The following is a 6,438-nucleotide window of genomic DNA, read 5'->3' as shown; positions in this document are numbered from 1 at the left end:
CGGTACCCGCAAAAGCAGGTACCGCAGAAGGAGGCTTAGTGGGCCTTCATGGCTTTACGGCTTTTCTGGCTGAACAGATAGCCGACGCCGAGCACGGCAATCCAGACCGGGATCAGGTAGACGGAAATCGCCATACCCGGTGTGATCAGCATGATGACCAGCACGGCCGCCATAAACAGCAGGCAAACCCAGTTACCCAGCGGGTAGAACAGGGCAGGGAAGCGCGTGGTGACGCCCTGCTGCTGTTTCGCACGGCGGAACTTGATGTGTGCCAGGCTGATCATCGCCCAGTTGATGACCAGGGCAGAGACCACCAGCGCCATCAGCAGACCAAACGCCGATTCTGGCGCCATGTAGTTGATGAGTACGCACAGCGCGGTCACGATGGATGACACGATAATGGTGTTTACCGGTACGCCGCGTTTATCGACGTTGAGCAGCGCTTTCGGCGCGTTACCCTGCTGCGCCAGGCCGAACAGCATACGGCTGTTGCAATAGACACAGCTGTTGTAAACGGAGAGCGCCGCCGTCAGTACAACGATGTTAAGCGCATTCGCTACAACGGTATCGCCCAGTTCGTGGAAGATCAGCACAAACGGGCTGGTGTCAGCAGTGACGCGCGTCCACGGCAGCAGGGAGAGCAGTACGGCCAGCGAACCCACATAGAAGATCAGAATACGGTAGATAACCTGGTTAGTGGCTTTGGGAATGCTCTGCTCCGGGTTGTCTGCTTCAGCGGCGGTGATCCCCACCAGCTCCAGACCACCAAAGGAGAACATGATGATCGCCATCATCATCACCAGCCCCGTCATGCCGTGAGGCAGGAAGCCGCCCTGTTCCCAGAGGTTGCGAACGGTAGCCTGTGGGCCACCGTTGCCGCTGAACAGCAGCCAGCCGCCAAAGATGATCATCGCCACCACGGCAATCACTTTAATAATCGCAAACCAGAATTCCATTTCACCGAACACTTTTACGTTGGTCAGGTTAATGGCGTTGATAATGACGAAGAAGGCCGCCGCGGAGGCCCAGGTTGGGATCTCGGGGTACCAGAACTGAATGTATTTCCCGACGGCGGTAAGCTCGGCCATCGCAACCAGCACGTACAGTACCCAGTAGTTCCAGCCAGAGGCGAAACCGGCGAAACTGCCCCAGTACTTGTATGCAAAATGGCTGAACGAGCCCGCCACTGGCTCTTCAACGACCATTTCACCCAACTGACGCATAATCAGAAAGGCGATAAAGCCTGCGATGGCGTACCCCAGAATAATGCCTGGACCGGCTGACTGGATAACGGATGCGCTACCCAGAAACAGGCCGGTTCCGATAGCACCGCCCAGTGCGATGAGCTGAATATGGCGGTTTTTAAGCCCGCGCTTTAGCTGATCGCCGTGCTGTTGAGCTTCCATTTGAAACCTCGTGTGTGGTTGTTATGTTCACGCTGAGCGTGTGTAATTATGAATATCCATTTTCTGTATTTATTTCTTTACGGTTAATAAGACCGAAAAAAGCGGAGAACTCTTCCGTAAGCGCCAGAATAGTGGTAAGTGCCTGCGAATGCACCTGCTTTATGACGCACGGATGACGAGTTGAATAAAAAGAAAGCATTTGTAAATCGTTCCGCTCATTCTTCTTATCCCAACCTATAGAATAGAAATTCGCCATAAGTGGGCGAAATTTCATTATTTGCTTTGTTGAATCGCTTCAGATTGCAAAAACCCTCGTTTCATTATGGTTAAAACTTCCTCTTTAGGGGTAATCAACTCATTTGTGCAAAGTTACATTTCTGAAACGTTATTTCTGTAAGGTTGTTAAAATGTGCAGGGTTTACTGATTTCAATCAAAACCAATATGGACAGAAGGTGAATACTTTGTTACTTTAGCGATACGAAATAGAAATTGGTAAGACCAATTGACTCCGGGCAAAAAGGCGTAAGACAGGGAATATGGCCTACAGCAAAATTCGCCAACCAAAACTATCTGATGTGATTGAGCAGCAGCTGGAGTTTTTAATCCTCGAAGGGACTCTGCGCCCGGGTGAGAAACTTCCGCCAGAACGCGAACTGGCAAAACAGTTCGACGTTTCACGTCCCTCTCTGCGTGAGGCGATTCAACGCCTCGAAGCTAAGGGCTTGCTGCTTCGTCGTCAGGGCGGCGGAACTTTTGTGCAAAACAGCCTGTGGCAGAGCTTCAGCGATCCGCTGGTAGAACTTCTCTCTGACCACCCAGAATCCCAGTTTGATCTGCTTGAGACCCGTCACGCGCTTGAAGGTATTGCGGCCTATTACGCCGCCCTTCGCAGCACTGATGAAGATCGCGTGCGTATCCGCGAGCTGCATCAGGCCATTGAACGGGCACAGCAGTCCGGCGATTTAGACGCCGAGTCCAGCGCCGTCGTCCAGTATCAAATCGCCGTCACCGAAGCGGCACACAATGTGGTGCTCCTCCATCTGCTACGCTGCATGGAGCCGATGCTGGCCCAGAACGTTCGTCAAAATTTTGAATTGTTGTATGCCCGTCGGGACATGCTCCCACTGGTAAGCAACCATCGCACCCGAGTATTCGAGGCGATAATGGCCGGGGAACCGGAGCAGGCGCGCGAAGCGTCGCACCGACATCTGGCTTTCATTGAGGAAATCTTGCTGGACCGCAGCCGTGAACAATCGCGTCGCGAACGTTCATTACGCCGCATACAGCAACGAAAGGATTAAGCGCCAGGTACTTTTAGAGCGCGGCAACTAAACGCAGAACCTGTCTTATTGTGTTCTTGCCCAAGAGCACAATGGGACAGGTTCCAGACAAATCAACGTATTAGATAGATAAGGAATACCCCCATGTCAGAACGTCTCCAAAATGACGTGGATCCGATCGAAACTCGCGACTGGCTACAGGCGATCGAATCGGTCATCCGTGAAGAAGGTGTTGAGCGCGCTCAGTATCTGATTGATCAGCTGCTTTCTGAAGCCCGCAAAGGCGGCGTGAAGGTTGCTTCAGGTGCAGGGGCTAGCAACTACGTAAACACGATTGCCGTTGAAGACGAACCGGAATACCCGGGCAATCTGGATCTGGAACGTCGTATCCGTTCTGCAATTCGCTGGAACGCCATCATGACCGTTCTGCGCGCATCCAAGAAAGACCTGGAACTGGGTGGCCACATGGCATCCTTCCAGTCCTCTGCGACCGTTTACGAAGTGTGCTTCAACCACTTCTTCCGTGCAGCGAACGAGAAAGACGGCGGCGATCTGGTGTACTTCCAGGGCCACATCTCTCCGGGCATCTATGCACGTGCATTCCTGGAAGGCCGTCTGACTGAAGAGCAGATGAACAACTTCCGTCAGGAAGTTCACGGTAAAGGTCTGTCTTCTTACCCGCACCCTAAACTGATGCCTGAATTCTGGCAGTTCCCGACCGTATCCATGGGTCTGGGCCCAATCGGTGCGATCTATCAGGCTAAATTCCTGAAGTACCTGGAACACCGTGGCCTGAAAGACACCTCTGAGCAGACCGTATACGCCTTCCTGGGCGACGGCGAGATGGATGAGCCAGAATCTAAAGGTGCGATCACCATCGCGACCCGTGAGAAGCTGGACAACCTGTGCTTCATCATCAACTGTAACCTGCAGCGTCTGGATGGTCCGGTAACCGGTAACGGCAAGATCATCAACGAACTGGAAGGCATCTTCGCGGGTGCGGGCTGGAACGTGATCAAAGTCATGTGGGGTTCCCGTTGGGACGAGCTGCTGCGTAAAGATACCAGCGGTAAACTGATCCAGCTGATGAACGAAACCGTTGACGGTGACTACCAGACCTTCAAATCCAAAGACGGTGCCTACGTGCGTGAGCACTTCTTCGGCAAATACCCTGAAACTGCCGCACTGGTTGCAGACTGGACTGATGAGCAGATCTGGGCGCTGAACCGTGGTGGTCACGATCCGAAGAAAATCTACGCAGCACTGAAAAAAGCGCGCGAAACCAAAGGTAAAGCGACCGTTATCCTGGCCCACACCATCAAAGGTTACGGCATGGGCGATACCGCAGAAGGTAAAAACATCGCTCACCAGGTTAAGAAAATGAACATGGACGGCGTGCGCTATATCCGCGACCGTTTCAACGTTCCAGTTACCGATGAGCAGGTAGAAAACCTGTCTTACATCACCTTCCCGGAAGGTTCTGAAGAATACAAGTACCTGCACGAACGTCGTCAGGCGCTGAAAGGCTACCTGCCAGCTCGTCAGCCTAACTTCACCGAGAAGCTGGAACTGCCAGCACTGGAAGACTTCTCTCAGCTGCTGGAAGAGCAGAACAAAGAGATCTCTACCACTATCGCTTTCGTTCGTGCCCTGAACGTGATGCTGAAGAACAAGTCGATCAAAGATCGTCTGGTGCCAATCATCGCCGACGAAGCGCGTACTTTCGGTATGGAAGGTCTGTTCCGTCAGATCGGTATCTACAGCCCGAACGGCCAGCAGTACACCCCGCAGGACCGTGAGCAGGTTGCATACTACAAAGAAGACGAGAAAGGTCAGATCCTGCAGGAAGGTATCAACGAGCTGGGTGCAGGCGCATCCTGGCTGGCTGCTGCGACCTCTTACAGCACCAACAACCTGCCGATGATCCCGTTCTACATCTACTACTCCATGTTCGGGTTCCAGCGTATCGGTGACCTGTGCTGGCAGGCAGGCGACCAGCAGGCTCGCGGCTTCCTGATCGGTGGGACTTCCGGTCGTACGACCCTGAACGGTGAAGGTCTGCAGCACGAAGATGGCCACAGCCACATTCAGTCTCTGACTATCCCTAACTGTATCTCTTACGACCCGGCTTACGCGTACGAAGTGGCAGTCATCATGCATGACGGTCTGCATCGCATGTACGGTGAAGCGCAAGAGAACATTTACTACTACATCACCACCCTGAACGAAAACTACCACATGCCGGCAATGCCAGCAGGTGCCGAGGAAGGTATCCGTAAAGGTATCTACAAACTCGAAACCCTCGAAGGTAGCAAAGGTAAAGTTCAGCTGCTGGGCTCCGGTTCTATCCTGCGTCACGTACGTGAAGCGGCACAGATTCTGGCGAAGGACTACGGTGTAGGTTCCGACGTGTACAGCGTGACCTCCTTCACTGAACTGGCGCGTGATGGCCAGGATTGTGAGCGCTGGAACATGCTGCACCCACTGGAAACTCCACGCGTTCCGTACATCGCCCAGGTGATGAACGACGCGCCAGCGGTGGCGTCTACTGACTATATGAAACTGTTCGCTGAGCAGGTTCGTACTTACGTTCCAGCTGATGATTATCGCGTTCTGGGTACTGACGGCTTCGGTCGTTCTGACAGCCGCGAAAACCTGCGTCACCACTTCGAAGTTGATGCTTCTTACGTGGTTGTAGCAGCACTGGGCGAACTGGCTAAACGTGGCGAAATCGATAAGAAAGTGGTTGCGGACGCAATCACCAAATTCAACATCGATGCAGAAAAAGTTAACCCGCGTCTGGCGTAAGAGGTAAAAGAATAATGGCTATCGAAATCAATGTACCGGACATCGGGGCTGATGAAGTTGAAATCACCGAGATCCTGGTCAAAGTGGGCGACAAAGTTGAAGCTGAACAGTCGCTGATCACCGTAGAAGGCGACAAAGCCTCTATGGAAGTCCCGTCTCCTCAGGCTGGCATCGTTAAAGAGATCAAAGTCTCTGTTGGCGATAAAACCGAGACCGGCAAACTGATCATGATTTTCGATTCCGCCGACGGTGCAGCAGCTGCTGCACCTGCGCAGGAAGAGAAGAAAGCCGCTCCGGCTGCCGCTGCTCCAGCAGCTGCCGCAGCAGCAAAAGAAGTGAACGTGCCTGACATCGGCGGTGACGAAGTTGAAGTCACTGAGATCCTGGTGAAAGTGGGCGATACCGTAGCGGCTGAGCAGTCTCTGATCACCGTAGAAGGCGACAAAGCCTCTATGGAAGTGCCAGCGCCATTCGCGGGTACCGTTAAAGAGATCAAGATCAACACCGGCGACAAAGTGTCTACCGGCTCCCTGATCATGATCTTCGAAGTGGCGGGTGCTGCACCTGCCGCCGCGCCTGCTCAGGCAGCTGCTCCGGCTCCGGCCGCTGCACCTGCTGCTGCCGGCGGCGTGAAAGACGTTAACGTACCGGACATCGGCGGTGACGAAGTTGAAGTGACCGAAGTGATGGTGAAAGTGGGCGACAAAGTTGCCGCTGAACAGTCACTGATCACCGTAGAAGGCGACAAAGCGTCTATGGAAGTGCCTGCGCCGTTCGCGGGTACCGTTAAAGAGATCAAAATCAGCACCGGCGACAAAGTGTCTACCGGCTCTCTGATCATGGTCTTCGAAGTGGAAGGCGCTGCGCCTGCCGCAGCTCCGGCTGCCGCGGCTGCTCCGGCACCTGCCGCTGCACCGGCTCAGGCTGCTAAACCTGCCGCTGC

At 53.8% G+C, this 6,438-nt stretch carries 4 protein-coding genes; 3 read left to right on the top strand and 1 reads right to left on the bottom strand.

What is annotated here, in order from left to right; translation table 11 throughout:
- Positions 1-35: 35 nt before the first annotated feature.
- Positions 36-1,406: an aromatic amino acid transporter AroP gene (gene aroP / locus LDK53_RS22450; RefSeq protein ID WP_225288123.1), complete on the bottom strand. Its 1,371-nt coding sequence runs from the start codon at positions 1,404-1,406 to the stop codon at positions 36-38.
- A gap of 537 nt (positions 1,407-1,943) precedes the next feature.
- Here aroP and pdhR point away from each other — a divergent pair.
- From pdhR to LDK53_RS22435, 3 genes are all read left to right on the top strand, one after another.
- Complete coding sequence (gene pdhR, locus LDK53_RS22445) at positions 1,944-2,708, top strand: pyruvate dehydrogenase complex transcriptional repressor PdhR (RefSeq protein ID WP_008501960.1); 765 nt, start codon at positions 1,944-1,946, stop codon at positions 2,706-2,708.
- A 123-nt stretch (positions 2,709-2,831) separates the two neighbouring features.
- Positions 2,832-5,495 (top strand): pyruvate dehydrogenase (acetyl-transferring), homodimeric type, encoded by a 2,664-nt coding sequence (gene aceE, locus LDK53_RS22440; RefSeq protein ID WP_025756775.1) that lies wholly within the window; start codon positions 2,832-2,834, stop codon positions 5,493-5,495.
- A 14-nt stretch (positions 5,496-5,509) separates the two neighbouring features.
- Positions 5,510-6,438, top strand: a 929-nt coding sequence (locus LDK53_RS22435; RefSeq protein WP_318527761.1) for a biotin/lipoyl-containing protein, incomplete at its 3' end; no start/stop codon positions are given.

Origin of the sequence: Enterobacter sp. K16B (assembly GCF_020216105.1) — a bacterium.
Taxonomy (GTDB): domain Bacteria; phylum Pseudomonadota; class Gammaproteobacteria; order Enterobacterales; family Enterobacteriaceae; genus Enterobacter; species Enterobacter sichuanensis.
The sequence above is the reverse complement of the archived record's forward strand: the minus strand, read 5'-3'. Positions and strand labels throughout refer to the sequence as shown.

What these genes read in the sequence shown, in the direction of transcription:
- pdhR (WP_008501960.1), top strand. Translation starts at nt 1,944, where the DNA reads ATGGCCTACAGCAAAATTCGCCAACCAAAACTATCTGATGTGATTGAG.
- aroP (WP_225288123.1), bottom strand. Translation starts at nt 1,406, where the DNA reads ATGGAAGCTCAACAGCACGGCGATCAGCTAAAGCGCGGGCTTAAAAAC.
- aceE (WP_025756775.1), top strand. Translation starts at nt 2,832, where the DNA reads ATGTCAGAACGTCTCCAAAATGACGTGGATCCGATCGAAACTCGCGAC.